Origin of the sequence: Selenomonas sp. AB3002, assembly GCF_000702545.1 — a bacterium.
GTDB lineage: Bacteria > Bacillota > Negativicutes > Selenomonadales > Selenomonadaceae > Selenomonas_B > Selenomonas_B ruminantium_A.
Genome location: NZ_JNIO01000008.1, coordinates 1,699,277 through 1,725,157 on the forward strand (window position 1 = coordinate 1,699,277; position 25,881 = coordinate 1,725,157).

Consider the following 25,881-nt stretch of genomic DNA (forward strand, 5'->3'; position numbering starts at 1 on the left):
ATTTAGGACAAAAGTCCTAATCGATTTCATTTTATTTCCTCTTAGTCTACTCTTATCCAGCGGCAAAGTCAAGGATATATGTCCTTAAACCTTTTGCATCTGACAAAAAATATCCCGGCTGGAAACAGCCGGGAATATGATTTGGGGCTGGGGAAGTATTCAAAACATCATATTGACAAAGTTGCCCATGTTCGCATAGCTATGAAGCTGGAGAAGGGAATTGCCGCTGTAGACGCTGGCCTGCTTGAGCTGCTTGCCAAACATACTGTCTACGGAGGGGAAGAGCTTGTCTTCCTGGCCCTTGGCGAAGTTCACATGGTTCTCCGCCTTGCCGGTGAGGCCGTCCTTGCCCAGGATATTCTCCACCCGGCCGGGGGTGTCCTGAATAGCCTTGGCCAGCTTTTCCTCATCCACGGTGATCTTGCCATCGCTGCCCACAGTGAGGCCGATCTTGGCATAGTTTTCTGCCCGGGCAGTGGTGTCACCAAAGACAGAAGCCATGTGGGACATGCGCTTGGACACATCACCATACTCCTTGAAGAGACCAATGGCAGAATTGTAGTCGTCCACGAACTTGCCCACAGTATCCAAGGCTTCCTGCATTGACTTGCTGTATTCGGTCTTCTGGCTCGTGGTACCGTCCTCTGCTGTGACGGTCTTCTGGGTGATGGCATTTTCTCCTACATCGAGATTCAGTTTCTTCATATCCTTGATGGATTCAGAGAGATCCTTCATGGTGGAACCGAACTCTGCCTTGAATTCCTTGGCAGCGCTGTCGTAGCTGGCAAGGAGCTCACGCTTGCTGCTGCTGACCTCGGAAACTCCGGCCATCATGGCACTGGCGCTGCTGCTGGCACTGCTGCCATAATTGCTCCAGATATCACTGGACTTCGAGCTGCTGGCATAATCTGTGCCAAACAGGGACAGGCCGTTGTTCTGGGCCATGGTCAGCATCGTGTAGGTGTTGTTTGCCATTGAGCTGATGGTAGCCATAAATCATACCTCCTTTCCCTGGATTTTTGATTGATATGGCTGCTACTCCGACTTGCCTTCATCTTCTGCCGTGCCCGTGAGCTTGGCATAGAGTTCATCGAAGCGCTTGGTTATCGCATCATGGGTATCCTGGGTGATCTGAGGCATCTTGTCGGTGCCCATAGTGTCCTTCCAGGCAACGCCTGCCTGCTTGAAGCCTTCTTCTACAGCATCCTGCATAGCCTTGAGCTTTTCAGGGTCATCCCCTGCGATAGCCTTGGCCATGTCAAAGATGCGGTCAGCCACGGCATCCACAGAATACTCGCCGCCCTCGGCCACAGCTGCAGCCGCTTCTTCGGGGGTGGTGCCCACGGCGGGCAGCCCGAACTTGGAACTGTCAATCTGCAGGTCGCCAAAAGCAAGCTTGCCAATGCCCTCGTCCAGCCAGCCCTGAAGCTTGGCGTTGTTCTCAGTCAGTACGGAAATCATCATCTTGTAGGAGTTGTCAATGCCCTGCTGCAGGATATCGATCTGCTCCGCAGTCAGGCCCTTCACAGCCTCCCCATGGTTTTTCGCCGCATCCGATACATTCACCTCATAAGCGCCGGCAGGAGCCTGAGTCTCTTGCTGAGTCTCAACGGCTTTCATGCCTGCTGCCGCCCCATTGCTCCCCTGTTTCACATTCAGGGTGCTTAGGTTGGTGGATACGTTCACCATCGTATTAACATCCATGTTAATAACCTCCTTTTCTTCCCTTGAAAGCAGTAGATTTTCCCGAACTCCCCACAGGCCCCATAGGAAAAATGCTGAAAAGCACATTCACTCACTATCTATATCGTAACCTTGCCAGGAAAAGTTAAGTGTTTGATAAAAAATTTTTGCCCTCAGGGAATAAACCGCCGAGGGCAAAAATTGCTATGTCTAAACTGTATGCTATGCTAAGGCGTTCGAGGCACAGGTGCAGCAGCGCTTCACTTGAAATCTTGCCTGCGGCAAAGTTTTACACGTTCCGCTTATGCTGTGCCTGTGTCCCTCACTCACGTATGCTTACGCCAGCACGCGGGACAGGCGCACAAGCTCAGGGTCAAGGGTCTTGGTGTTGTTGACAGCATCGAAGAGGTTGACACCTACTACCTTGCCCTCGTTGAAGCCGAAGACCAGGTTGGTAGCACCGGAGATGATGGCCAGAGCAGCTTTCTCGCCCAGCATGGAGGCCTTCATGCGGTCCTCCACCGTAGGAGAGCCCCCACGCTGGATATGGCCCAGCACAGAGACACGGGTGTCGATGCCCGTCTTCTCCTCAACCACCTTGCCCAGGCCCACACCGGAGCCTGCGCCCTCCGCGATGACGATGATGCTGTAGCGCTTGCCTGCATCGTACATGGCCTTGAGCTCATGGCACATCTCATCCAGGTCGTACTTCACCTCAGGCACCAGCACATACTCGGCGCCGCCGGCGATGCCTGCCATCATGGCCAGCCAGCCGGAGTTGCGGCCCATGACCTCTACCACCATGATGCGGCGGTGAGCAGAAGCCGTGTCGCGGAGCTTGTTGATGGCATCCACGATGGTGTTGGCAGCAGTGTCGCAGCCGATGGTGTAGTCCATGCCCCAGACATCGTTGTCGATGGTGCCCGGCAGGCCTACGATGGGAATGCCCGTTTCCTTGGACAGGAGAGAGCCGCCGGTGAGACTGCCGTCACCGCCGATGATGACCAGGCCCTCAATGCCGTGCTTCATCAGGTTGTCAAAGCCCTTCTTGCGGCCCTCGGGAGTCTTGAACTCCATGGAACGGGCAGTGCCCAGGAAGGTACCGCCACGCTGGATCATGTCGCTGACGCTGCGGCTGTCCAGCTCCACGATTTCATCGTCCAGCATGCCCTGATAGCCGTTATAGATGCCGTAGACACCCACGCCCTCGCTGAGAGCAGTGCGGACCACAGCGCGGGCAGCAGCATTCATGCCCGGGCTGTCACCGCCAGAAGTCATTACGGCAATCGCTTTCTTGATCATTTGAAACATCTCTCCCTATATTATAGAAACTGATTGATTGGTTGCTGTTTCTTTCCCTTGCCTCTATTTTACAAAAACAGACAGGAAATGTAAATGCCTAAATGGGCAAACCCACGTGCGAAGTCTACATTAAAAGAGCGGCAGGCATTCGCCCGCCGCCCATAAAATCCCTTCCGGATATTCTGTTTTATGCCAGAATTACTTCACGTTCATGATGCCCAGAGCGAAGCAGATGATACCCAGAGCGAAGAGACCGAAGATGATCCAGATAGCGTTGACCTTCTTCTTGAGAAGACCCATGCACATGAAGGTCAGGAGCAGGGGAACGAGGCCAGGCATCAGGCTGTCCAGGATGCCCTGAACAGTGGTGACCACGTGCTCGCCCTTGGCGTTGGTGATTTCGGAAACCACGATGGGGATGTTGACGCTGGTCCATTTGTTGACCAGTGCGCCCATGACGAAGAGGCCCAGGATGGAAGCACCCTCAGTGAGCTTCTGCAGCTTGTTGCCAGCCACGTCCTGCACGATATCGGTACCCTTGGAATAGCCGTAGCTGATGCCGTACCAACGAACCAGCAGGCGGACCAGGTTGAAGAGCACGAAGAAGATGATAGGACCGAGGAGGCTGCCGCTCATAGCGATGGAAGCACCGAGAGCTGCAGTGATAGGACGGAGAGTACCCCAGAAAATCGGGTCGCCCACGCCGGCCAGAGGGCCCATCATACCGACTTTGATACCGTTGATAACGCCGTCGGGAATGTCAGCACCGTTGGCCTTCTTCTCCTCCATAGCGGCGGTGATGCCGATGATGGGAGCAGTTACGAAAGGCTGGGTGTTATAGAACTCCAGGTGGCGCTTCAGAGCCTGCTTGAGTTCCTCGCCCTCATAGAGGCGCTTCAGGATGGGGACCATGCCGAAGCAGTATCCCAGACCCTGCATACGTTCCATGTTCCAGGAAGCCTGCAGGAAGTTAGAGCGGACAAAAGCCCAGAAAAAATCAGACTTAGTAAGTTTCTTTTCCATTATCTTCCTACCTCCCCATTAATCAAGTTCGTCGTCCATGTCGCTGGCAGATGCAGCAGCAGCGGCAGCAGGTGCAGCTTCCACAGCCTGATACTTAGGATTGAGCTGGATGTAGACGATAGCAGCCACGAGGCCGATAACGCCGAGAGCAACCAGGTTGAAATCCGTGAAAGCAGCGACAACGAAACCGAGGAAGAAGAAAGGCATGAGGTAATCTGCGCCCATCATGTTGATGACCATTGCATAACCTACGACCACGATGAAGCCGGAAGCAACCTGCAGACCGCCGGTGATGACCGGGGGAAGAGCTGCCAGCATGCTCTGGACAGCATCAGTGCCGACAGTCATAGCAACGATGACAGCGGGAACGCCAACGCGGAGGCCCTGGAAGACCAGAGCGAGATAATGGCAGAGGTCGATGCCGAAGGTAGAGCCCTTCTCAGCATAGCCGTCAGCCCAGTGCTGGAAGACCACGGATACAGTCTTACAAATGATAGCCAGAACCTGGCCAGCAGCAGCGATAGGCATAGCGATAGCGATACCGGTGGAGATGTCCTGATGACCAGCCACAACCAGGATGGTAGAAATGACAGAAGCCAGAGCTGCGTCAGGAGCGATAGCTGCGCCGATGTTCATCCAGCCCAGAGCCATCATCTCAAGGGTACCACCGATGATAATACCTGAAGTCATGTCACCAAGGATAAGACCGGTTGCCGTGCAGGCAATCAAGGGGCGGTGAGTCTGGAATTCATCCAAGCAGCTGCCCATACCGGCAATGGTTGCGAAGATGAAAACTAGAAGAATTTGGATTCCACTGATTTCCATTGTGTTTTCCCTCCATTGATTCTCTTACATTATATATAACTTCCCATATTTCAAGAGACTATGTCTCTCAGAAACCTTGCTAATTCGCTCACATCTGACGTTATGTCAACGCTACGCTTTTGACACAATATCAGCTGCTCGCTTGCGTTAGCACTACCTTGCAAGTGAGGGGCGCAGGCACAGCATAAGCGAAACGCGTGAAATATTTCCGAAGGAAAAATTTCAAGTGAAGCGTTGCTGCGCCTGTGGCCCGAACGACTCGCCAGGCTTACTTCAGCACATCCATCAGCATAACCTTGGAATCCGTATCAACCTTGCGGATCTCAAGCTCGATGCCCTTCTCGTTGAGCTTCTTGAAAGCTTCGATGTCCTTGTCATCCACGGAGACAGCGCCAGTGATCTGGTGCTTGCCTTCCTTGAAGCTCATGCCGCCGATGTTGACGCTCTTGATGTCAACGCCATGCTCAACCATGTAGAGAACGCTGGTGGGGTTGGTGAAGAGCAGCAGGCACTTCTCGTTCTCATACTTGGGGTTGTTGTAAACGCGTACAGCCTTCTCCAGGTCAACCACGTGGCTCTTGATGCCTGCAGGAGCAACCTGCTTCAGGAGAGTTGCGCGGATGGTGTCCTTGGCAACGTCATCATCGCAGACGATGATGCGGCTGCAGCCGGTAACCTTGGACCAGACAGTTGCCACCTGACCATGGATAAGACGGTCATCAATGCGTGCAAGTACGATATTCATGATTAAAGTTCCTCCTCGTCATCATCGGAAATAGAGCTGGCATGGAAAGTCTGGGTGCCGTTCTTGCCGGCATCCACAGCCTTCTGCATGAGATCCTTGATATCAGAACCATCATCCATGAGCTGAGCACTGCACATCTCGATGAGCATGGGCAGGTTCACGCCAGTGACGATGCCATAGTTTTCGTTGCTGATTACCAGACGGCAAGCTGCATTGTAGGGGCTGCCACCGAACAGGTCGTTCAGGAAGAGCACTCCGCCATCGCAGTCAAGCTCCTTGATAGCAGCTTCATACTTGGTCACCACATCATCGGGGCCCTCACCGGGGATAAGGGTCACGGCGCGAACGTTCTTCTGCTCGCCGCAAATCATCTCGCAAGACTTAACCAGTTCCTGAGCGAAAATGCCGTGGGTACCAACAATGATTCCAAACATTTTGTTACCTCCTTGAAATAAACACAAAACCTACATCATTGAATGAATATGATTGCTTTTGGCCTTTTTTTGCCTTACGCCCTTATATATTGCAAGCAGCGTGCCAACTTTGTGTATTAAACGAAAAAAGTCTGTAAAGCCTTGAATTTACAGATTCTTTTCATGCTTCAAAAACCGCCGTCAATACAGTAATTTCGTTTTTGATACACTTTGATACTAAAAAAAGCTCTTTTGATACGCTCTTTTTTGTATCGCAATAAAAAAATACACTATGACATTTGTCATGGCATAGTGTATTTTCTGTATCATATTTTCGCCTTATCAGCCTCATTTATGCATCTTATCCTAGAGCATATTGGCCATAAAGTAATACTCATCCTCGGAGAAATGCAGTTTCAGGCTGTCCTCGAACACTTTTGCGGCCTTTTTTACCGCTGCCAATTTTACTGTATCAACCTTGCCCTTATCTTCCTTATACTCAAGAGGCGTGCGGGTAACGATACGCTCCAGGGCACAGCCACAGTGTACAAGGAGGCGGATACGCAGGGGATTGGACAGATGGAGCTTCAGGTCCGCTTCTATCTGCCGGTCAAACTCAAGCAGGACACCCATGACCTTGGCAGGATTTAAATAGGTAAGGAACTTCTGCAAGGATTCCTCGCAGAGCTTCTGCACCACCATATTGCTCTTTTCCTCGGGCACCATGGCAATCTCAGAGCCCAGCACCAGTTCCGTCAGCATTTTCTCCCCGCTGCCATCTATGAGCTGCTCCAGAGGTATGAAGGGGATAGGCGCAACAGGCTTCTTCATGCCCACAGAGGCGATGATGTGATACTCTTTGGCCAGATTTTCCAGATGTTCATCCAGTTTCACCAGTCCCACAGGCAGGACTTCGATGGCCCGGCCCGCATGATGCAGGATATCTTCCACCAGCGCCTTCAGCTTCATGGCCGCCCCCTGCCCCGTACTGCAGATTGTGACAATGGCCTCGGGCTTGCCATCCACCTCCCGGCGCTGGCCGCCTGCATCCACGCTGTCATATCCCTTGAAACTGCGCAAAGACTCATAGATGCTGTCAAGATCCATGCCGGCGATATCCACCTTGCGCATGGCCTCCAGTATCAAAGGGGTTGATACCATATCGAGAGTGCGCACGGGAATCTTCAGCCGCTCGGAAATAATGGAGCCGATATTGCAGAGAGACCCCATATCCGCCAGGATCAGCACCCCCCGGCGGCAGTCCATGGCCCGCAGCATGGCAGTCATCTGCTCCAGTATCTGCTGGGGGCCCGTCTCCAGGGGCATGTCCACCGCAATGATATTAGTATCGGCAGAGCTGAAGAGCTTCTGGGCCACCTCCACCATGGAGCTGGCGGTGCTGGTGCCATGGGTAGCCACGATGATGGAAACCCTGTCGCTGAGGTCATCATCCTCCGCCGATTCCAGCAGCAGGGCGATATACTCTATCTCCACCCGGGGCACTTTCAGGAAATAATGGCTCTCGATTTTTTCTCCTATCTCCATAGCCACCTGCAGGCACAGGGAATCCTGGGGCACCGCCCCCTCGATTTCCGTGGTATAGGGAATAGCCTCCTTGGCCTTGATGCGCTTGAGGAAGGCCGAAAGATGCAGGCTGAAGGCGTAGAGGAAGCGGTCACGGTAGCTGCGATTCATGCGCTTCTGCACGAAGAGGGCAATCTGCTCCGCAAAGTCCACCAGGGAAGCGTCCACAATCTTCAGCAGGCGCTCCCGGGTGGTCATATTGACGGAATGCTTCTTATTATACAGTTCCTTCACATAGACATTCACGTCCGTAGCCACAATCTGCTTGATAAGGTCGGCGCTGATGCCCTCGTTCCGCAGCAGGGCCACCTTGTCCTCCACCACCTGATACAGATTGAAGGAGGCCGGCCCCTGCTCCTCGTCTGCGGCAGCCTTCTTGCCCCCTGCCGGGGAAATCACCAGGGGCTCGGCTATATACTGGGCCAGCTCTGCCAAAGCCTGGCGGTTGGAGGACAGGGTCAAAAGACCGTCCTTCACCCCCTCCGGCAGCATCTTGAAATCCACCTCGATGAAATCCGGGTTATCAATGCCATTTAGGAAGGCCTGGGCGCAGAGCAGCTTGATATTGGACTTCAGCTGTCCCACGTTGCCGCTGCCGATGCTGCCGATCAGGGCCTTCACCGACTCCACGGTAATGCGCACGGGCTTCTTCACCCGCTGGGCCTCCTCCCGGAAGAGCAGCTTGATGATGTCGATTTTCTCCGACAGGCTGCGCTCAGACAGGGGCTTTATTTTAATTATGTTGGGAATGCGCCGCACAAAGGTCTTGGTGAGGGCAGAATCCGGGTCCTCAGTAGTGGCGCCGATAATCAACACTTTGGCCCTGCGGGAACGGGTGGTTTCGCCCAATCTGTTGAAAGTGCCCGTATCCATGAAGTAGAATATCATCTCCTGGCCCTCGGGAGGCAGGCGGTGAATCTCGTCCAGGAACAGGACGCCACCGTCCGCTTCTTCCACCAGTCCAGCCTTGTCCTTGTCCGCCCCGGTGAAAGCCCCTTTCTGGTGCCCGAACACATGGGAAATGAGCAGCTGGGGATTGTTATAGTAATCGGCGCAGTTGAAGGTCACGAATGGAGCTTCCTCGGAGAAGCGGTGCATGGCCTTGCCATAGGCAAACATCATGTGGGCAAAGAGGGTCTTGCCCACGCCGGTCTGGCCCACAATCAAAGTGTGCAGTCCGTCAGGTGGATAGAGGATAGCCGCCTTGGCCTGCTCCACCTGCTTGGAGAGGCTGCGCTCCGCCCCAATCAGCCGGGCAAAGGGATTGGCCTCCTCCTCTGCTGCCTCAGGGCTCTGGCATTCGGACACATCAAGATACTGGCAGGGCCCCTCCCCCAGCTCCGTCCCCAGGATTTCCTCCAGGGCAGCCTTGTCAAAATACTTCACCGGCCGCCCCCGGAACTTTACAATCCTGTCCAGACGGTGCAATTCATTGAGCTCCTTGGAAACATTATTGCGCAGGATGCCCAGGGCATCAGCTATCTCCTGGGCATCCAGGCCGATAGCCCCCTGCAGCTCCTCCTTCTTCTGGCTCAGTGAATACTCCCGTATATACTCATATATCTTCTCGCTGCGTTTCAAAATCTCACCCTTTTCTTATCTTCAATCCCCGCAGATACTCCTTGTGCTCCACGCTGACCCGCCTGCTCTCGATGGCTTTCTGGATAGCTTTGTTATGCGTCCATGGAGCCAGACGCTTTTCCTCTATGAAAGGCAGGGCCGCTTCGTACTGCTTGGCCAGGGCTGTGGCGAAGTACCAGGCTGTCATCATGTTGATGTAATATTCCTCAGAGCGCAAATCTGCTGCCAGGGAAAGATATTCCTCGTCAAAATCCTCATCCAGGAAATGCTGCATGAGCATGCCTATGGCAAAGCGGACGGTATATGTTTCTGGGGAGACCAGCCAGTTCCTTATCTCCCCTAAGAGTTCCCGCCTGTGCGTCTTGAAAACCTTGGGAGACATCTGGTCGCAGGTAGCCCAGTTGTCCACATAGGGCAGGAATTCCTTCAGACGCGCCATGCACTCCCCATAGTCCTTGATATTGGAAACAATGAAGGCATGCAGCTGGTTCTCATCGTAATATGCATGAGGCAGTCCGGCAAGAAAATCTTCCATGCCGCCCTCCCTCATGATCTCCTTAGCCAGCTGCCGCAAAGCAGGAGTCCTCACACCGATGATCCGCTCCAAAGGCACCGTAGGAACCAGCTTGCTGTGAAAATCCCGATACCCTGTATCCTGCAAGGCAAACAGCCTCTCACGTATATCCATAGCCCACACCTCGCCATCAGTATCAATACCTTTGATACTGATATTAAGTGGTTGGAGTTTGACTGTCAAGAAAAAGCCCTGCGGAATCCGCAGGGCTTTGATTTCAATGGCAGAGAGGGTGGGATTCGAACCCACGAGGGCTGTTAACCCTATCGCATTTCGAGTGCGACACCTTCGACCACTCGGACACCTCTCCAGTTTATTGCACAAGGCAACACATATATTTTACCACATCAGTATGACTTTTGTAAAGAAGCGGTCAAGCCTCCCTGCCTGCCTCCGTAAGGTAAGTCCAGCCTTCCTCTTCCCGGATAAGCCCTGCTTTCAGCAGATGTCCCAGGGCACGCTTGAAGGCGGCCTTGCTGATGCCGAACTTGTCCTTGATGACTTCCGGGGAGGTCTTGTCGCTGTAGGGCATGCGGCCCTCGCGGCTCCTGAGCAGTTCCATGATCTGCTCCGCATCAGTCACCAGCGCCTTTTCCTTGGCTTCCCGCAGGGAAGCGTTGAGCCTGCCGTCATTCCTGATGTAAGTGACGCGGGCGGTGACTACCTCGCCCACTCTGGGACGCACGGACATTTCCTTGTTGGCGATAAAGACGATATAGCGCTCCTCGGAAAAGAGGAAGGCGCCTGCATCGGTGAAGTTGTAGATGGCGCCTGTCACCAGGTCACCCTTCTTCACTCCCTCAGCAGGGCGGGAGGCCCGGCGCATTTCATCCTCTACCTCCATGGTAACCGCCAGGCGGCCGCTCTTGTCGGTGTAGAGTTTGGCCCAGACCACTTCCCCTACCTGGGGACGGCCCCTCATGCCAGCGTAGGGCATGAAGATGCCGCGCTCGGCTCCCACATCCAGGAAAGCACCATCACGGCTGGTGTTGATGACCTTCAGCCGGGCAATCTGCCCCTCCTTCATCTTGGGAGTTCTCATGCTGGCGGTAAGACGGCGCTTGGGATCCAAATAAAGGAATACCTCTACTTCCTCCCCCACCTGCACAGGACGGGTCTGCTGGGTGGTATGGAGCAGGATGTCATCGGAGGTATTTCCGGTCTCTGCGTCCAAAAAGGCACCCATTTCCCCTAAGCGCGCCACCTTCATGACAGCTACGGTGCTGGGACCGTATTTGCGGCGGGGCCTTTCATTTCTCTGCTTGTCGCTATACATCCTCAGTCCTCATAGGGGGTGAGGGGAGCCTCGCCCCACAGGCGCTCTAGAGCGTAATATTCACGGGCTTCCTGACGGAAGATATGGGCTACCACATCGCCGTAGTCCAGCAGCACCCATTCACCCTCGCGATAGCCTTCCTTGTGGTTGAAGTGGATGCCCGCCTCGTCCATCTTTTCCTCGATGTTGTCGGCAATGGCCCGCACCTGGGTAGCGGTAGGTGCCGAACATACCATGAAGTAGTCCGTAGAAGACATAAGATTCTTCATATCCATGACCACGATATCCCTGGCCTTCTTGTCGCTGGCTGCAGCGCAGATGGCCTGGCTCATTTCTTTCTCAGTCAATTTGCTTCCTCCTTATCGGTAGAACTTTCTCCTTGCTCTATATCACTGGGCCGAAAGAGCTCCTGCATCCTGTTTTGGATGCCTGCTCCATCGGGAATCCAGATGGTATAATCATTTTCTGCTGTAGTGCCCGGCAGCATGACGCTGATGGGCTGCTCGCTGCTGATGCCCCTGAGGACATTGGCAAGGTGGGCCGAATCAAAGACCTCGGCGCTGGTCTCCACCTCATTCTTGAATATATCAGCAATGGCGGGCAGCTTCGGCAAAGTCTCAAACTGCAGGATCTTGCTGTAGACGGCCTTGACGAATTTCTGCTGTCGCTGGACCCTTCCTACATCTCCCAGTTCTTCCCCGCGATAGCGCAGGTATTCCAGGGATTTTGCCCCATCCAGATGGCGGTAGCCCTGCTCCAGATGGATTGTCAGGTTTGCCTCCGGGTCCTGGTAGTCCATATTGGTCTCCACATAGACATCAATGCCCCCCAGGGCGTCTATGAAGTGGGCAAAGGCCTTCATGTCCATGACCACATACTGGTGGATGGAGATGCCCAAAAGGCTGTTCACCTGCCGCACCATGAGCGGCGCTCCCCCGGCTGGGTAAACATCAGACAACCTTGCCTGCACCCCGGACACAGGCACCGTCACCAGGGTATCCCGGGGAATATTGATGAAGCGCACCCGGCCTGAGCCATTGTCCATGCTCACCACCAGTATGGTGTCAGCCTTCTTGATCCTGATGGGCTGCCCCTCTGCATCCAGAGGTGCCTCCATGCCGCCTGCACCGTCATCAAGTCCCAGGATCAGCACATTGGTGTAGCCGTCAAAGCGGGGGTCAACCGCGCCCCGGCGTGCTTCCTGTCTCTCTGTGTAGCCGGCATACATCTTCTGGTACTCACCGTAGATGTGCTGGCCCCAGCTCACCAGAGTCAGCCCCGCAAAAGCCACCCCCGTCAGCACCGCCCCCAGGATAATCAAGATCAGCAATAGGCGGAACAGGGCCTTTCTGCGCCTGCGGGCCAGTGCCTTGCGCTTCTTGATGATATTGTCACGAGTGGTACTTTTCTTGGGGACTCTGGTCCTTGGCCTGTCCCCGCCATCGTTTCTGTTCATCAGCCCATCCCCTGACTGCCCTTGACCCCCCGGGCCAAAATAATCTCATTTCTTGCCTGCACCGTGGCAGGGTGAACCAGATGGCCCTTCCGCACCACAAAGATGATGGACTCGCTGAGCCCCACCAGCACCATTTCGTCAAGGTTGGCTTCCCGGGCCAGCTGACGCAGGTACTCCACCTCCGGATAGTCCCTGGAAGGCTCTATCATATCCGCATACCAGATAATCTTGTCCAAGGGCGTCATCTTGCTGCCCCCCACCGTATGGCGGTAGATAGCCTGGCAGATTTCTTCGTCCTCTATCCCATAGATTTCCCGCACCCGCTGAGCCCCAATATAGGCGTGCAAGAGCAAGGGCATGGAACGCTCCAAAGGCTCCACAACGATGCCCCGGGCCTCTGCCTCTGCTATCATGGAGTCATTGGGAAACTCCCGGGCGCAGTCGTGCAGGAGTCCTGCCACGCGGGCCTTCTCCTCATCCACCCCAAAGCGGCGGGCAAGTTCCACGGCGGTTTCTGCCACCCCCAGGGAATGGCGGAAACGGCCTGGCTTCAGCCGCTTCTGCAGCTCCGCTTTCATCTCTTCGTAGTTCATCCCTGACATCAGCTATACAGACCTTCCTTATAGATATATGCTTCCACTTCTGCCGTCACCAGATACTTGATGGAACGCCCCTCCTGCACCCGGCTGCGGATGTCCGTGGAGGAAATCTCCAGCTCCGGGGTGGGCAGCTCATGGATATGCTTTGCCACCAGATCCTCGCCGAACTCCCGCCGCAATCTGGGCAGATCCAGGGCGCAGCCCTGGCGGGTGGCGGCGATGAAGTGGCATATTTCCAGCAAGTGCTGTGCCTCATGCCAAGTGGAAAGCTCATTGATGGCATCGGCGCCTGTGATAAAGTAGAACTCCGCTTCCTGCCCGTGGGCCGCCTGCAAATCCTGCAGGGTGTCCACAGAATAGGAAGGGCCCTTGCGCTCCAGTTCAATCCGCGATACTTCAAAGCAGGGATTGTCAGCCGCTGCCATTTCCGTCATCACCAGACGGGAGTAGGCAGGAGCCACTTTCCGCCCCTGCTTGTGAGGAGGCTGGGCCGCGGGAATGAAGAGCACCCTGTGCAGTCCGAACTGCTCCCGCACGGCTTCCGCCGTCAGCAGGTGCCCCACATGGATGGGGTCAAAGGTGCCCCCCATAATACCTATTTTCTTTCTCATGGGTTCATGCACCTCCCCAGTATAAAAGCAAAATCAGCAAAACGCAGGTCAGCATGACCATCAGCAAAGCCCGGGCATAATCCTTGAAGTCAAAGGCCCCTTTAGGGGTGGCCAGATATTCCCGGAAGGCCCTGTACCAGCCCTTTATCACCCTCTGACCTGTCCTTCCCCATAGATGAGGTATTTCGTGCTGGTCAGCTCCCTGAGACCCATGGGGCCACGGGCATGAAGCTTCTGGGTGCTGATGCCGATTTCCGCCCCGAAGCCGAACTCAAAGCCATCGGTAAAGCGGGTGGAAGCATTCACATACACCGCCGCCGCATCAACTTCCTGCTGGAAGCGGTGGGCACTCACCAGATTTTCCGTGACGATGCTCTCGGAATGGCCTGTGTTATAGCGGTTTATATGCTCTATGGCTTCGTCAAGGCTGTCAACCACCTTGACGGAGAGAATAAGGTCGCCGTACTCCGTGCTCCAGTCCTCCTCCGTGGCAGCCTTGAGCCCCGGCAGCAGAGCCAGAGTCTTTTCGCAGCCTCTAAGTTCAACTCCCTTGGCTTCCATGGACTCTTTCAGCAAGGGCAGGAACTTCCCTGCTGCTGCCTGATGCACCAGCAGGGTTTCCATGGCATTGCACACAGAGGGACGGGAGGTCTTGGCGTTGATGGCAATGTCTATGGCCTTGTCAAGGTCCGCAGACTCGTCCACAAAAGTATGGCAGACTCCGGTGCCAGTCTCTATCACAGGCACGGAGCTGTTCTCCACAATATGGCGGATAAGTCCTGCCCCTCCCCGGGGGATGATCACGTCCAGGATGCCGTTCAGATGGGTCATGGCAGTGACTGCTTCCCGGTCAGTATCCTCAATGAACTGCAAAGCCCCCTGGGGAATACCTGCTTCATAGGCAGCGGCAGCCAGAACCCTGCTGATGGCAGTATTGGAATTGATGGCCTCGGAACCGCCCCGCAGCAGCACGGCATTGCCGGACTTCAGGCAAAGCCCAGCCGCATCTGCCGTCACATTGGGACGGGCCTCATAGATGATGCCGATAAGGCCCAAAGGCACCCGCACCCGGCGGATTTCCAGGCCATTTGGACGCTGGGCGCCATACTCGCACTCACCCACCGGGTCAGGCAGGGCAGCCGTCTGGCGCAGGCCCTCTGCCATCTGCTCAATGCGGACTTCCGTAAGCTGGAGCCTGTCGAGATAAGATGCCTTGGTCCCCTTGGCTTTAGCTGCCTCCATATCCTTGGCATTAGCCTCCAGAATTTCCGCGCTGTGCGTGAGCAAAGCATCAGCCATAGCCAGCAGGGCCTTGTCCTTCACGCTGCTGGAAAGCACTCCCAGAGCTGCCGCTGCCTGCTTGGCCATCCTGGCCTTGTTCTTTACCACTGTCTCAATACCTGCTGCCAACATGCTGATTCCCCCTGCCTCTTAAACCATCAAAACAAGATTATCCCTGTGTATGACTTCTTCAGGTAAATCCTTAATGTCAGTATCTGTCAAAAGCGCCTTGAAATCCTCACTTCTGTGTCCTGCCAGCTTCCTGAGGATTTCCGAACCGTAGCTCACCTGTCCCCGGGCTATCTCCCTGCCATCGACAGAAAGCACCCGGACACTGCTGCCCGCCTCGAAATCCCCCTCGCAGGAGGTAACCCCTGCCGCCAGCAAACTGGAGCCACGGGAAAGGGCCGCCTCGCAGCCCTTGTCCACAGTGATGTCGCCTGAGAGCCGCTTGCCAAAGGCCAGCCAGCCCTTCCGCACCCGCAGATGCTCCTCCTTGGCGGGGAAAACCGTGCCGATTTCCTCCCCCTCCAGCACCTGCCGCAATACCTGCTGACGTGCCCCGGGGGCAATCACCAGGGTAATGCCTGCACCGCCGGCAATCTTGGCGGCTTCAATCTTCGTCATCATGCCGCCGGTGCCCAGCTTCGTGCCAGCGCCCCCAGCCAGAGCCTCTATCTCCGGGGTGATTTCCTTGATTTCAGACATCAACTTTGCTTTAGGGTTGGTATTGGGATTGGCTGTGTAGACCCCTTCTATATCCGACAGGATAATCAGGGCATCAGCATCCACCAGCGCCGCCACCACCGCCGACAGGGTATCATTGTCACCAATCTTGAACTCATCCACCGCTACGGCGTCATTCTCATTGATGACAGGGATAACTCCCATCTGGATAAGTGCCAGCAAGGCATTGCGGGAATGGGTGTACTGGCTGTGCCGCAGGGAATTCTCCCGGGTCAAGAGCACCTGGGCCGCCGTCTGCCCATACTCGGCAAAGAAGCGCTCATAGATGTGCATGAGCACCCCCTGCCCCACAGCAGCCAGCGCCTGCTTCCTGGGCAGTTCCGCCGGCTTTTCCGTCATATTCATGCGCCCCAGCCCCGCCGCCATGGCGCCGGAAGTCACCAGTATCATTTCCTTGCCCGCATTCTGCAGGTCAGCAATCTGGCGCACCAGGCGTTCGATATTCTCATAGCTGAGGCGGCCCGTACTGTGAGTGAGAGAGCTGGTGCCCACCTTAACCACAATACGTTTTGCTTCTTTCAGCCTTTCCCGTGCAATCATAAAGCCCCTCCCCTAAAGCCAACGTAAGCGCGGCTGATATTATGTCATAAGCGCAGCTTTGGAAAATTTGCGTTAAGAAAATATTTTTTTCCTTCGCATTTCCTTTATGCGAAGAATACGTTCAACCGAAGGGCGTTATTCTGAGCATGAAGGCTTAGTTAAAGGAAAAAAATATTTTTAGCAAATTTCCCATGCGGAGCGTTGACATAATATCAGTCGCCCGCGCCTAAGCAAGACCGCCTTACTTCGGCAGCACAATCTTCGGCTTCTCAAAGTTCCGTTTGAAAAGCAGCCCATTGCGCCCTATTACCTGCACCAGATTGGCGTCTGCCCGCTCTGCCAGCAGCTCAATGGCATCTGCCGGCTCCTCCGGGGAATTCTGCAGCACCCGCACCTTGATGAGCTCCCTCTTCTTGATGGCTTCCCTGGCTGCCTGCACCACTGTGGGGGTGACACCTTCTTTGCCAATCTGCACAATGGGCTCCTCACTCATGCCCATGGAGCGCAGGAAACTCTTCTGCTTGCCTGTAAGTGAATTGCGAATCAAAAAATTTACCTCCGATATCTATTGAAAATTACTCTCTCCACTCAAATTCCATAGAGCCGATATGCACCGTGTCGCCCTCTTTGATGCCCCGGGCCTTGAGCTTTTCATCAATGCCCTTGATGCGCCAGATGTACTGGAAGCGGCGCAGAGCCTCATCATTGAGGAAGTTGGTCATGGCCACCAGTTTCTCCAGAGCCTTGCCGGACACCACGAAATCACCGGAAATATCACGCTTGATGGTAATCTTCTCGGGATCTTCCTTGTTCTCGTCGTAAACCTTGACCTCTTCCTCGGTCTCGATTTCCGGCACATAGTTGTCCAGCCACTCGCCCACATAGGAGATGAGCTCTGTCAGCCCCTCCCGGGTAGCAGCAGAAATGGCAAAGAGCTTCAGCCCTTCCTTCTCTGCCAGCTCTTTCAGGCGCGGCAGATTCTCCTGAGCTTCCGGCAGGTCCATCTTGTTGGCCACCAGGATCTGGGTACGGCGGGCAATCTTCTCGCTGTACTTCTTCAGCTCCACATTGATCTTGTAATAATCCTCCACAGGATCCCGGCCCTCCAGGCCAGAAGCATCCACGATGTGCAGGATCAGCTTCGTGCGCTCCACATGGCGCAGGAAGTCATGGCCCAGGCCCACGCCGTCAGCAGCGCCTTCGATAAGGCCCGGAATGTCCGCCATGACGAAGCTCTTCTCATAATCAGTCTTCACCACGCCCAGCACAGGGGTAATGGTGGTGAAGTGATACTCTGCAATCTCAGGACGGGCCGCAGAGCAGCTGGCCACCAGGCTGGACTTGCCCACACTGGGATAGCCCACCAGTCCCACATCAGCCAAGAGCTTCAGCTCCAAAATCAGGCGCTTGCTCTCACCCGGCTCGCCAAACTCGGCGAAAGTCGGGGCACGGTTGGCAGAATTGGCGAATTTCGCATTGCCGCGGCCGCCGCGGCCGCCCTTGGCCACCACAGCCTGCTGGCCGATTTCCGTCAGGTCTGCCAGCACCTCTCCCGTGGCTTCGTCCTTGACGATGGTTCCGGGAGGTACCTTCACGAAGCAGGCAGGGGCATTAGCGCCATACTGGTTCTTGATATCCCCGTTCTCTCCGTTTTCTGCCGCAAACTTCCTGTGATAGCGGAAGTCCAGCAGGGTATTCATATTCTGGTCCACGATGAAAATCACGTCACCGCCCCGGCCGCCATCGCCGCCAGCGGGACCTCCCTTGGGCACGAACTTCTCCCGGCGGAAGGCGCTCTTGCCATGACCGCCGTCCCCGGCCTTGACTATGACCTTGGTTCTGTCAATGAACTGCATATTTCCTCCTTCAAACTTAAACTCGTTGTCAAAAATGAAAAACCGGCGTTGCGATGAACACCGGCTTTTCATTCCTGACAACGCAACCTAACGTCTTCTTTTCAACAATATAAAGAATACCTGCGCCGATGTATCCCTGCGCAGGTACCCCATATTTTTAGATTACATAGCTTCCTCAGCAGTGTAAACGCTGATCTGGCGCTGGTAACGGCCCTTGCGCTCGATAGCCACCTTGCCGGCGACCTTTGCGAAGAGGGTATCGTCCTTGCCTCTGCCAACGTTATGACCCGGATGGAAGTGCGTGCCGCGCTGACGAACCAGGATGCTGCCTGCGGTCACAATCGTGCCAGCATGCTCCTTCACGCCAAGGCGCTTGGACTCACTGTCACGACCATTACGGGTGGAGCTAACGCCCTTTTTATGAGCGAACAGCTGTAAGTCAAAAGTAAACATCAAGTTCACCTCCATTGCGTGAAAGGCCAACTTTCATCGCCTTTCATTGATGCGAACTGCCTTGGGAGTGAGCTTCTCGATTTCCCTCAGCCCCAAAAGCATTGACTGTAATACAGCCTCTGTGAGATCATCGGGAGCGCCCTTGAGCTTCATCGAAAGTTTACCACTCGCGACCTCATAATCTGTCTCGCGATGCAGATGCTTTCCTATGCCCAGGAGGGCGGTCTGAGCCAGAGCCGAAACCCCTGCACAGACAATATCCTCACCGTGTGCCGCCGTGCCGCTATGGCCGGTGACCTCGTAGCCGGATATCTTCCCTTCTCCGTTTTTAAAGATCTCTACCTTAATCAATTTTGATTAAGCCTCGATCTTCTCGATGACAACCTTCGTGAACGGCTGACGATGGCCCTGACGACGACGATAGTTGGACTTCGCCTTGTACTTGAAGACAAGAATCTTGCGCTCCTTGCCCTGAGCCTCGACCTTAGCCGTAACCTTGGCACCCTCAATAACAGGCTTGCCGACCTTGACATCGCCATCGTTCACCACTGCCAGAACCTGGTCGAAGACAACTGCTTCGCCCTCAGCCTGAGCCAGCTTCTCAACGGTGATGACATCACCCTCAGCAACCTTGTACTGCTTGCCACCAGTCTTGATAATTGCGTACATGAAAACACCTCCCTGATAGTTACTCGCCAGCTTCGGTACAGCCAAAGGCTGATTTCACTTTCAAAACCTGCACTGCGCGGTTGGGGAAGGACGCCTGAGCGCCCTCTGGAATGCTCTGCGCATTCACTAGCAAAGCTTAACATAGAAAAGGCCCTGCTGTCAACAGCAGAGCCTTGAGTTTTTATATATTTTTTAGGACCTCATAACCAGGTTCACCACAAAGGCGATACTCACCAGCCACATGATCCAGCTTACATCCTTGTGCTTGCCTGCGCAGGTCTTGAGCACTGCGTAGCTCACAAAGCCGAAGGCAAAGCCATTGGCAATGGAGGAAGTCATGGGCATCATCAGAATGGTGAGGAAAGCGGGCAGAGCCACGGTGTAATCCTGCCAGTTGATCTTGCCCACATCAGCCATCATCATAGCACCTACCAGAATCAGGGCAGGAGTGGTGGCGAAGCCCGGCACCAGACCGATAAGGGGTGCAAAGGCCAGAGAAACCAGGAAGAGGACAGCCACCGTCACAGCTGTGAGACCCGTCTTGCCGCCGGCAGCGATACCTGCGGCGCTCTCTATATAGGAAGTAACCGTGGAAGTACCGAACACAGCAGAAGCCATGGTGCCCACAGCATCCGTAGTGAGGGCCCGGTCGATGTTCTCGATCTGGCCGTCCGGCTTCACCATCTTGGCCTTGCTGGTGAGACCTATCAGTGTACCCATATTATCGAAAAGTTCCACCACCGTGAAGGTGAAGATAATGGAAACAATGCCGTAGTTCCAGGCACCTGCCAGGTCAAGCTGGCCAAAAGTGGCGCTCATGCTGGGCACGCTGGTGCTGATGACATCAGTGAGGCTGTGCGGTGCCGGGGTATACCCCATCACCATGGCAATCACAGTAGTCACCACAATGCCGATAAGGATAGAGCCCTGCACATTGCGGGCCATGAGTGCGCCCGTCAGCAACAGGCTGAACAGGGAAAGCATGGTAGTAGGAGCCACCACAGAACCCAAAGTGATGAAAGTGGCAGCATCAGCCACGATGAGGCCGGAACCCTTGAGACCGATAAAGGCGATAAAGGTACCGATACCCACACCAATAGCTACCTTCAGGTCCGCCGGCACAGCGTTGATGATGGCCTGACGGATACCTCCCAGGGTCAGGATAAAGAAAATCACGCCGGAGAAGAACACAGCGCCCAAAGCTACCGTCCAGTGCAGGTGCAGCACACCTACCACATAGAAGGCAAAGAAGGCGTTCAGGCCCATGCCCGGCGCCAGAGCCACAGGATAGTTGGCAAAGACGCCCATCATGGTAGTGGCCAGAGCCGCAATCCAGATGGTGGAGGCAATGGCTGCTTCCTTGGGAATCCCGGCCTCGGCCAGGATATTGGGGTTGACGAACATGATGTAGGCCAGGGCGATGAAGGTGGTGAAGCCCGCTATCATCTCCGTCCTGATGGAGCTTCCCTTCTCCCTGATCTTAAAGAACTTCTCAATGAAATTTGGCTGCCCTGCCGACTGCTTCATTTCAGCTTGCATACGAAAAATTTCCTCCTATAGCCTTGGGCGGTTTACGGCCGCCTGGTAGAAACGCCCGCACCCTATCTGCGAGCTTATACAGTAATAACGACAACGATTAGAGTATCATGAAAGTGGACATAAGTCAATTTGATATTGCAATTAAAACTTTCACACAATATCTGCAAACAAAAAGCAGGCGAAAAACCGCCTGCCTTCTCACACAACTTATACCCCTGTCAGCTTCTGGACCTATGGATATCAGCTGCAAAGGGAAGATCTGAAACACTGTCATAAACCTCCAGGAATGCGTTGACACCGGAAGCCTCGATTATCTCTTTTACTTCCGGGCGCATGGCGCAGATTGCCACATGATGGTTCACTTCAGCTGTTTTCTTGGCCGCCTGCACCAGCGAACGAATCCCCATACTGCTTATATATTCCAATTCACTGACATCCAGCACGATATCAAGGCGCTTGGAAATCTCCGGCAACATCTCTTTATCCAAATCCGGCGCAGTCTGAGCATCCAGACGTCCCTTCAACGTAAAAAGAATCCATACCCCAAAAACTTCCTTCTTCAATTCCATCTCAATTCCCCCTTGACGCACCATCATTTTCTTCTAGCTTACCTGTCTTATTCTACAAAAGTCATTTATTTCCTTCTAAAAAAACATGCCAATTTTTGTTCCAGCACCGCAGGCGAACCTCACTCTGCCCGATAGACCGACTCATCAACAGCATGCTCATGCCTGGCCAGCAACAAGGCAACAGTAATGCCCCCTGCAGAATTGAGGGGCGTCCGCAGCATAGAAACCAGCGGGTCCACGGAAAGCACCATGCCGATGGCCTCTATGGGAATCCCCACAGATACAGCCACCGAGGCCAGGCAGATGACCGCCCCTCCCGTCACTCCTGGAGAGCCAAAGGAAAGGGCCACAGAAGTAAGCGCCAGCGTCATCAGGAAGCCTGAGCTGACCTCAATCCCGTACAGCTTGGCCAGCATGATGCTTTGCAGGATAAGGAACGCGCAATTGCCGTCCATCTTCACAGAAGCCCCCATGGGTATGGCAAAGCCAGCCAGCTTTTCCTGTACCCCCAGCTTTTTGACACATAGCTCCATGGAAAAGGGCATAGCAGCGTTGGTGCTGCCCAGAGAGGCCGGCAGCGGCAGAAAGCCAGCCAACTTTCTCAAAAAGATCCAGGGCGGCAGGTGTCCCGCCGCAGCCACCAAAGCACCGTACACCACCAGCATGAAAACCAGCATCAGCCCTTGGGCCAGCAGTGCCTCCATAAAAGCCCAAAGGGACTCCAGCCCCACCTGGAAGACAAGGGAAGCCATAGACAAGAAAGCCACCAGGGGAACCAGCCGCACGATGGTCCTTATCACCCGCAGGCAGAGAGTGTCCATGGCATTCACGATATCAATCAAAGGACGCGCTTTTTCCCCCATGCTGTTTATGGTCAGGCCAAAGAGCAACGCCAAAAAAATCACCTGCAGCATATTGCCGGAAATCACCGGCTCCGCAAACTGATGCGGTACAATCCCCACGATCATATCCAGCAGTGACATATGGGCAGCAGCAGTATCCCCGGCTGTCCCTATCTGCGCGAATTCCCCTGAAAAGATATGGACGCCCAGGAAAAGGGCACCACCAGCAGCACAAAGGGAGGTCACCAAGTACAGCCCCATCATGTGCCTGCCCATTTTCCCAACATCTGAGACATTGGAAAGATTCATGATTCCTGCCATGATGGAGAAGAGCACCACCGGTGCCAGCATCATGTTCATGGCATTCAGGAACATGGTGCGGGCGCTGCGCAGAGCGTAAGTATCAATCATGCTCACAAGGTCAGGCGAAAGCACTTCCTCCAGCACAGAACCGACCAGAAGGCCCAATGCCATACCCATCAGGGTATTGCGCACCTGCTTCTTCTTGTCCTTGCGCACCTCGATGGAAAGGCAGTTCTTGCCGTTCCTGCGGGAATACCCCAGCCACTCGCGATTGCTGGTCAGGATGATGTGACGGAAATAATCCACCTCTTCCTCTGTCCAGGAATTTTCTTCGCTCAAAGGATTATACGCCTCGCCCTCTGAGGTCAGACGCAAGCTCACCGCGCCAAAGCGGCGATGTATGCCCACTTTGACTTCCTTGCTTTTATGCTCAAAAAGGCGGTAGCAGATTTCTTCCAGCAAGAGGCTGGAGCGTATGACTGCCGCATGCTCTATGCCCATCTGCACGAGCTTTTCTTCAATTTTGCCCTGTTCGCTCCCAAAGGTTTCCTTCGTCAGCAGGAAACTGGACGCTTTTCCTATCATAACGCCGCCACCGCAGCAAAGGCCCTGCCTGCCGCCTCTATAGTGCGGTCAATGTCCTCCTCGCTGTGGGCGCCGCTCATGAACAATGTCTCGAACTGGGAAGGAGCCAGATAGATGCCCTGCTCCAGCATGGCCTTGAACCAGACCTTGAAGGCTTCTTGGTCGGCGGCTTCTGCATCAGCGTAGTCATAAACTTCCTTTTCGCTGAAGAAGATGCCAAACATGGAGCCTGCCTGATGGGCCTGAATGGAGACGCCCGCTTCCCTGGCCTTTTCCTGCCAGCCCAGCAGGAGTTTTTTCGTCTTCAAGGTGAGCTTCCGGCTGTAGTCCGGCTCACCTGCTTCCGGCTCGGCGGTGATGATTTTGAGAGTCTCCAGCCCAGCCGTCATGGCCAGGGGATTGCCGGAGAGGGTGCCTGCCTGGTACACGGGACCGGAGGGAGAAACCTTTGACATAATCTCCCGCTTGCCGCCGTAAGCTGCCACCGGCAGGCCGCCGCCGATGATCTTGCCCAGACAGGTGAGATCAGGGACGATGCCGTAGGCCGCCTGAGCCCCACCCAAGGATGCACGGAAGCCGCACATGACCTCGTCGAAAATCAGGAGGGTGCCGTGTTCCTCCGTGAGCTTCCGCAGCAGGCGCAGATAGCCCTGTTTGGGAGGAATACAGCCCATGTTGCCAGCCACCGGCTCTACGATAACGGCTGCAATCTCATCACCGCATTTATCCATGATTTCCTTGAAAGCCTCTTCGTCATTGTAGGGAATGGTGATGGTATCTGCCGCCGTTCCCTTGGTGACACCGGGAGAGCTGGGCACGCCAAAGGTGGCCATGCCGCTGCCAGCGCTCACCAGCAGGCTGTCGCTGTGGCCGTGGTAGCAGCCGATAAACTTGAGGATTTTTTCCCTGCCCGTATAGCCACGAGCCAGGCGCAGTGCGCTCATGGTGGACTCCGTGCCGGAGTTCACCATGCGGAGCATTTCCATGGAGGGATAGACGGACTGGACAAGTTTCGCCAGCTCACTCTCAATCACCGTGGGCGCACCGTAGCTGGTGCCCCGGGTAGCAGCCTCCTGCAGGGCCTTCACTACCTGGGGATGGGCATGGCCCACCACCATGGGACCCCAGGAACCTACATAATCTATGTACTCATTGCCGTCAATATCGTATATCTTGTCCCCCTCAGCCCGGGCGATGAAAGGAGGGTTGCAGTCCACGCTCCTGTAGGAACGCACCGGACTGTTCACCCCGCCGGGCATCAAGGTTTTGGCTTCATTGAAGGCTTCAAGAGATTTAGACAAATTCAGCATATACAAGCCACTCCTTGTTGTAGAACATTTGCTCTCTTCATAGTTCTTGTGGTATACTTTAACCAAGCTACAAAACGGTAGGCGGTTAGCCCTCTCATCAAAGCTGGCGTTAAAAGCGCGCGGTCGATCGGCAGATGATGGGAGGTGATAGCATGAATGATACGACGCTTCAGCTGTTGCTGATCTTGTTAATCATCCTCGCTGTCAACAGCAGAAAGAAATAACCGCCCCAGTTCCCCAACTTTGGCGGTTAATCTTGTATTGACCTGAAATTTTGAGGGCTAACCGTTTACCAGTAGCCTGCCTCCTGTTAGCGCAGGAGGCTTTTTCTATAACGCCATTGTTCCGGTTTTGCCGTAGGCAAAACTTCCTCTTAGCGTTTCAACGAGGCAGGAAATATTAGCTCGCCACATGTTAGTAGTTTGCACTCCCACCTATAGAGGTGATGTATACCTTGTTCCTCGTTATATGTATTGTAACATATTTACAGCCCTGTTTCAATTATCCTTCAATAAACAATTCCTTCCTCCAGCCAGCGGGCAGCATCAAGGGCATGATAGGTGATGATCATTTCTGCCCCGGCCCGCTTCATGCAGTTCAGGGACTCCAGCACAATGCGGGGCTCGTCGATCCAGCCATTGGCAGCAGCCGCCTTCACCATGGCATACTCGCCGCTGACATTGTAGGTGACCAGGGGCAGGTCGCACTTCTCCTTGGCCTCTTTCACAATGTCCAAGTAAGCAAGGGCAGGCTTCACGATGATCATGTCTGCCCCCTCGGCCATATCCAGAGCCAGTTCCTTCATGGCCTCACGGCGGTTGGCCGGGTCCATCTGGTACTGGCGGCGGTCACCGAATTGGGGAGCGCTGTCAGCCGCATCGCGGAAGGGTCCATAGTAGCCGGAGGCGTACTTGATGGCATAGCTCATGATGGCGGTGTTGATATGACCCTTTTCGTCCAAAGCCTCACGGATAGCCGCCACCCTGCCGTCCATCATGTCAGAAGGCGCCACGATATCAGCCCCGGCCTCAGCCTGGCTCACCGCCACCTTCTGCAGATGCTTCAGAGTAGCATCATTGTCCACATAATGACCGCAAAGCTCCCCGCAGTGTCCGTGGCTGGTATACTCGCAAAGGCACACATCGCCAATGATCACCAGTTCCGGCACTTCCTGCTTGATGGCTGCGATGGCCCGCTGCACAGGGCTCTTCATATCCCAGGCAGAAGAGCCGATCTCGTCCTTGTACTCAGGAATGCCGAAGACCTCCACCGCAGGAATCCCCAAAGAAGCCACCAGCTTGGCCTCCTCCACTGCCTGGTCCACAGACAGATGGTAGCAGCCGGGCATGGAAGGAATCTCCTCCCTTACATTGGTGCCCGGTACAAGAAACAGAGGATAGATGAAATCCTTCACAGAAAGAGACGTCTCCCGCACCATGGCGCGGATGTTCTTGGAAATGCGCATACGGCGTGGCCGCAGTACCTGATTGAGCATAGTATGGCTTCCTTTCAATT

At 54.7% G+C, this 25,881-nt stretch carries 27 protein-coding genes, 1 tRNA gene and 1 riboswitch; all 28 genes read right to left on the reverse strand.

The window, feature by feature from the left end:
- Positions 1-159: 159 nt before the first annotated feature.
- Complete coding sequence (gene fliD / locus P159_RS19645) at positions 160-993, reverse strand: flagellar filament capping protein FliD (protein ID WP_051650422.1); 834 nt, start codon at positions 991-993, stop codon at positions 160-162.
- Between the two features lie 42 nt (positions 994-1,035).
- On the reverse strand, positions 1,036-1,704 hold the full coding sequence (locus P159_RS19650; RefSeq protein WP_051650423.1) for a hypothetical protein: 669 nt from the start codon (positions 1,702-1,704) through the stop codon (positions 1,036-1,038).
- Between the two features lie 315 nt (positions 1,705-2,019).
- Positions 2,020-2,985 (reverse strand): 6-phosphofructokinase, encoded by a 966-nt coding sequence (gene pfkA / locus P159_RS0116065; protein WP_029545716.1) that lies wholly within the window; start codon positions 2,983-2,985, stop codon positions 2,020-2,022.
- A 198-nt stretch (positions 2,986-3,183) separates the two neighbouring features.
- Positions 3,184-4,008: a PTS mannose transporter subunit IID gene (gene manZ / locus P159_RS0116070; RefSeq protein ID WP_029545718.1), complete on the reverse strand. Its 825-nt coding sequence runs from the start codon at positions 4,006-4,008 to the stop codon at positions 3,184-3,186.
- An 18-nt stretch (positions 4,009-4,026) separates the two neighbouring features.
- A complete protein-coding gene (locus P159_RS0116075) occupies positions 4,027-4,833 on the reverse strand; it encodes a PTS mannose/fructose/sorbose transporter subunit IIC (protein WP_037377074.1) in 807 nt (268 codons plus the stop codon).
- A 268-nt stretch (positions 4,834-5,101) separates the two neighbouring features.
- Positions 5,102-5,578 (reverse strand): mannose/fructose/sorbose PTS transporter subunit IIB, encoded by a 477-nt coding sequence (locus tag P159_RS0116080; protein WP_029545721.1) that lies wholly within the window; start codon positions 5,576-5,578, stop codon positions 5,102-5,104.
- A 2-nt stretch (positions 5,579-5,580) separates the two neighbouring features.
- Positions 5,581-6,012 (reverse strand): mannose/fructose/sorbose PTS transporter subunit IIA, encoded by a 432-nt coding sequence (locus P159_RS0116085; protein WP_029545724.1) that lies wholly within the window; start codon positions 6,010-6,012, stop codon positions 5,581-5,583.
- 345 nt (positions 6,013-6,357) lie between these two features.
- Complete coding sequence (locus P159_RS0116090) at positions 6,358-9,156, reverse strand: sigma-54-dependent transcriptional regulator (protein WP_029545726.1); 2,799 nt, start codon at positions 9,154-9,156, stop codon at positions 6,358-6,360.
- 4 nt (positions 9,157-9,160) lie between these two features.
- On the reverse strand, positions 9,161-9,844 hold the full coding sequence (locus tag P159_RS0116095; RefSeq protein ID WP_029545727.1) for a DNA alkylation repair protein: 684 nt from the start codon (positions 9,842-9,844) through the stop codon (positions 9,161-9,163).
- A 107-nt stretch (positions 9,845-9,951) separates the two neighbouring features.
- Positions 9,952-10,040, reverse strand: a tRNA-Ser gene (locus P159_RS0116100).
- Between the two features lie 63 nt (positions 10,041-10,103).
- On the reverse strand, positions 10,104-11,006 hold the full coding sequence (locus tag P159_RS0116105) for a S1-like domain-containing RNA-binding protein (RefSeq protein ID WP_029545729.1): 903 nt from the start codon (positions 11,004-11,006) through the stop codon (positions 10,104-10,106).
- Positions 11,007-11,008: 2 nt separating this feature from the next.
- Positions 11,009-11,353, reverse strand: coding sequence for a ribosome silencing factor (gene rsfS / locus P159_RS0116110; RefSeq protein WP_029545731.1), 345 nt, complete (start codon positions 11,351-11,353; stop codon positions 11,009-11,011).
- Positions 11,350-12,462 (reverse strand): LCP family protein, encoded by a 1,113-nt coding sequence (locus tag P159_RS0116115; protein ID WP_051650424.1) that lies wholly within the window; start codon positions 12,460-12,462, stop codon positions 11,350-11,352. The genes rsfS and P159_RS0116115 overlap by 4 nt, the downstream gene beginning before the upstream one ends.
- A complete protein-coding gene (gene yqeK / locus P159_RS0116120) occupies positions 12,462-13,055 on the reverse strand; it encodes a bis(5'-nucleosyl)-tetraphosphatase (symmetrical) YqeK (protein WP_029545735.1) in 594 nt (197 codons plus the stop codon). The genes P159_RS0116115 and yqeK overlap by 1 nt, the downstream gene beginning before the upstream one ends.
- Positions 13,056-13,063: 8 nt before the next feature.
- Positions 13,064-13,672, reverse strand: a complete 609-nt coding sequence (gene nadD / locus P159_RS0116125) for a nicotinate-nucleotide adenylyltransferase (RefSeq protein WP_029545737.1) — start codon at positions 13,670-13,672, stop codon at positions 13,064-13,066.
- 4 nt (positions 13,673-13,676) lie between these two features.
- On the reverse strand, positions 13,677-13,823 hold the full coding sequence (locus tag P159_RS20815; RefSeq protein ID WP_175463358.1) for a hypothetical protein: 147 nt from the start codon (positions 13,821-13,823) through the stop codon (positions 13,677-13,679).
- Positions 13,820-15,085, reverse strand: a complete 1,266-nt coding sequence (locus tag P159_RS0116135; RefSeq protein ID WP_029545738.1) for a glutamate-5-semialdehyde dehydrogenase — start codon at positions 15,083-15,085, stop codon at positions 13,820-13,822. The genes P159_RS20815 and P159_RS0116135 overlap by 4 nt, the downstream gene beginning before the upstream one ends.
- Positions 15,086-15,103: 18 nt before the next feature.
- Positions 15,104-16,240 (reverse strand): glutamate 5-kinase, encoded by a 1,137-nt coding sequence (proB, locus tag P159_RS0116140; RefSeq protein ID WP_029545739.1) that lies wholly within the window; start codon positions 16,238-16,240, stop codon positions 15,104-15,106.
- 241 nt (positions 16,241-16,481) lie between these two features.
- Complete coding sequence (gene yhbY, locus P159_RS0116145; protein WP_029545740.1) at positions 16,482-16,787, reverse strand: ribosome assembly RNA-binding protein YhbY; 306 nt, start codon at positions 16,785-16,787, stop codon at positions 16,482-16,484.
- Positions 16,788-16,815: 28 nt separating this feature from the next.
- A complete protein-coding gene (obgE, locus tag P159_RS0116150; protein WP_029545742.1) occupies positions 16,816-18,096 on the reverse strand; it encodes a GTPase ObgE in 1,281 nt (426 codons plus the stop codon).
- 162 nt (positions 18,097-18,258) lie between these two features.
- Positions 18,259-18,549 (reverse strand): 50S ribosomal protein L27, encoded by a 291-nt coding sequence (gene rpmA, locus P159_RS0116155; RefSeq protein WP_029545744.1) that lies wholly within the window; start codon positions 18,547-18,549, stop codon positions 18,259-18,261.
- A gap of 33 nt (positions 18,550-18,582) precedes the next feature.
- Positions 18,583-18,900, reverse strand: coding sequence for a ribosomal-processing cysteine protease Prp (locus P159_RS0116160; RefSeq protein WP_029545746.1), 318 nt, complete (start codon positions 18,898-18,900; stop codon positions 18,583-18,585).
- A 6-nt stretch (positions 18,901-18,906) separates the two neighbouring features.
- On the reverse strand, positions 18,907-19,218 hold the full coding sequence (gene rplU, locus P159_RS0116165) for a 50S ribosomal protein L21 (RefSeq protein WP_029545747.1): 312 nt from the start codon (positions 19,216-19,218) through the stop codon (positions 18,907-18,909).
- A gap of 192 nt (positions 19,219-19,410) precedes the next feature.
- On the reverse strand, positions 19,411-20,757 hold the full coding sequence (locus P159_RS0116170; protein WP_318253612.1) for an NCS2 family permease: 1,347 nt from the start codon (positions 20,755-20,757) through the stop codon (positions 19,411-19,413).
- Positions 20,756-20,859, reverse strand: a riboswitch (purine riboswitch). It overlaps the preceding gene by 2 nt.
- Positions 20,860-20,975: 116 nt before the next feature.
- Positions 20,976-21,326: an STAS domain-containing protein gene (locus P159_RS0116175; protein WP_051650425.1), complete on the reverse strand. Its 351-nt coding sequence runs from the start codon at positions 21,324-21,326 to the stop codon at positions 20,976-20,978.
- Between the two features lie 119 nt (positions 21,327-21,445).
- On the reverse strand, positions 21,446-23,056 hold the full coding sequence (locus P159_RS0116180) for a dicarboxylate/amino acid:cation symporter (RefSeq protein ID WP_029545753.1): 1,611 nt from the start codon (positions 23,054-23,056) through the stop codon (positions 21,446-21,448).
- The gene (gene hemL, locus P159_RS0116185) at positions 23,053-24,366 is read right to left on the reverse strand and encodes a glutamate-1-semialdehyde 2,1-aminomutase (RefSeq protein WP_029545755.1); all 1,314 of its coding nucleotides are present in this window, start codon (positions 24,364-24,366) and stop codon (positions 23,053-23,055) included. Before hemL ends, P159_RS0116180 begins: the two co-directional genes overlap by 4 nt.
- Positions 24,367-24,874: 508 nt before the next feature.
- Positions 24,875-25,861 (reverse strand): porphobilinogen synthase, encoded by a 987-nt coding sequence (hemB, locus tag P159_RS0116190; RefSeq protein WP_029545757.1) that lies wholly within the window; start codon positions 25,859-25,861, stop codon positions 24,875-24,877.
- Positions 25,862-25,881: the final 20 nt, after the last annotated feature.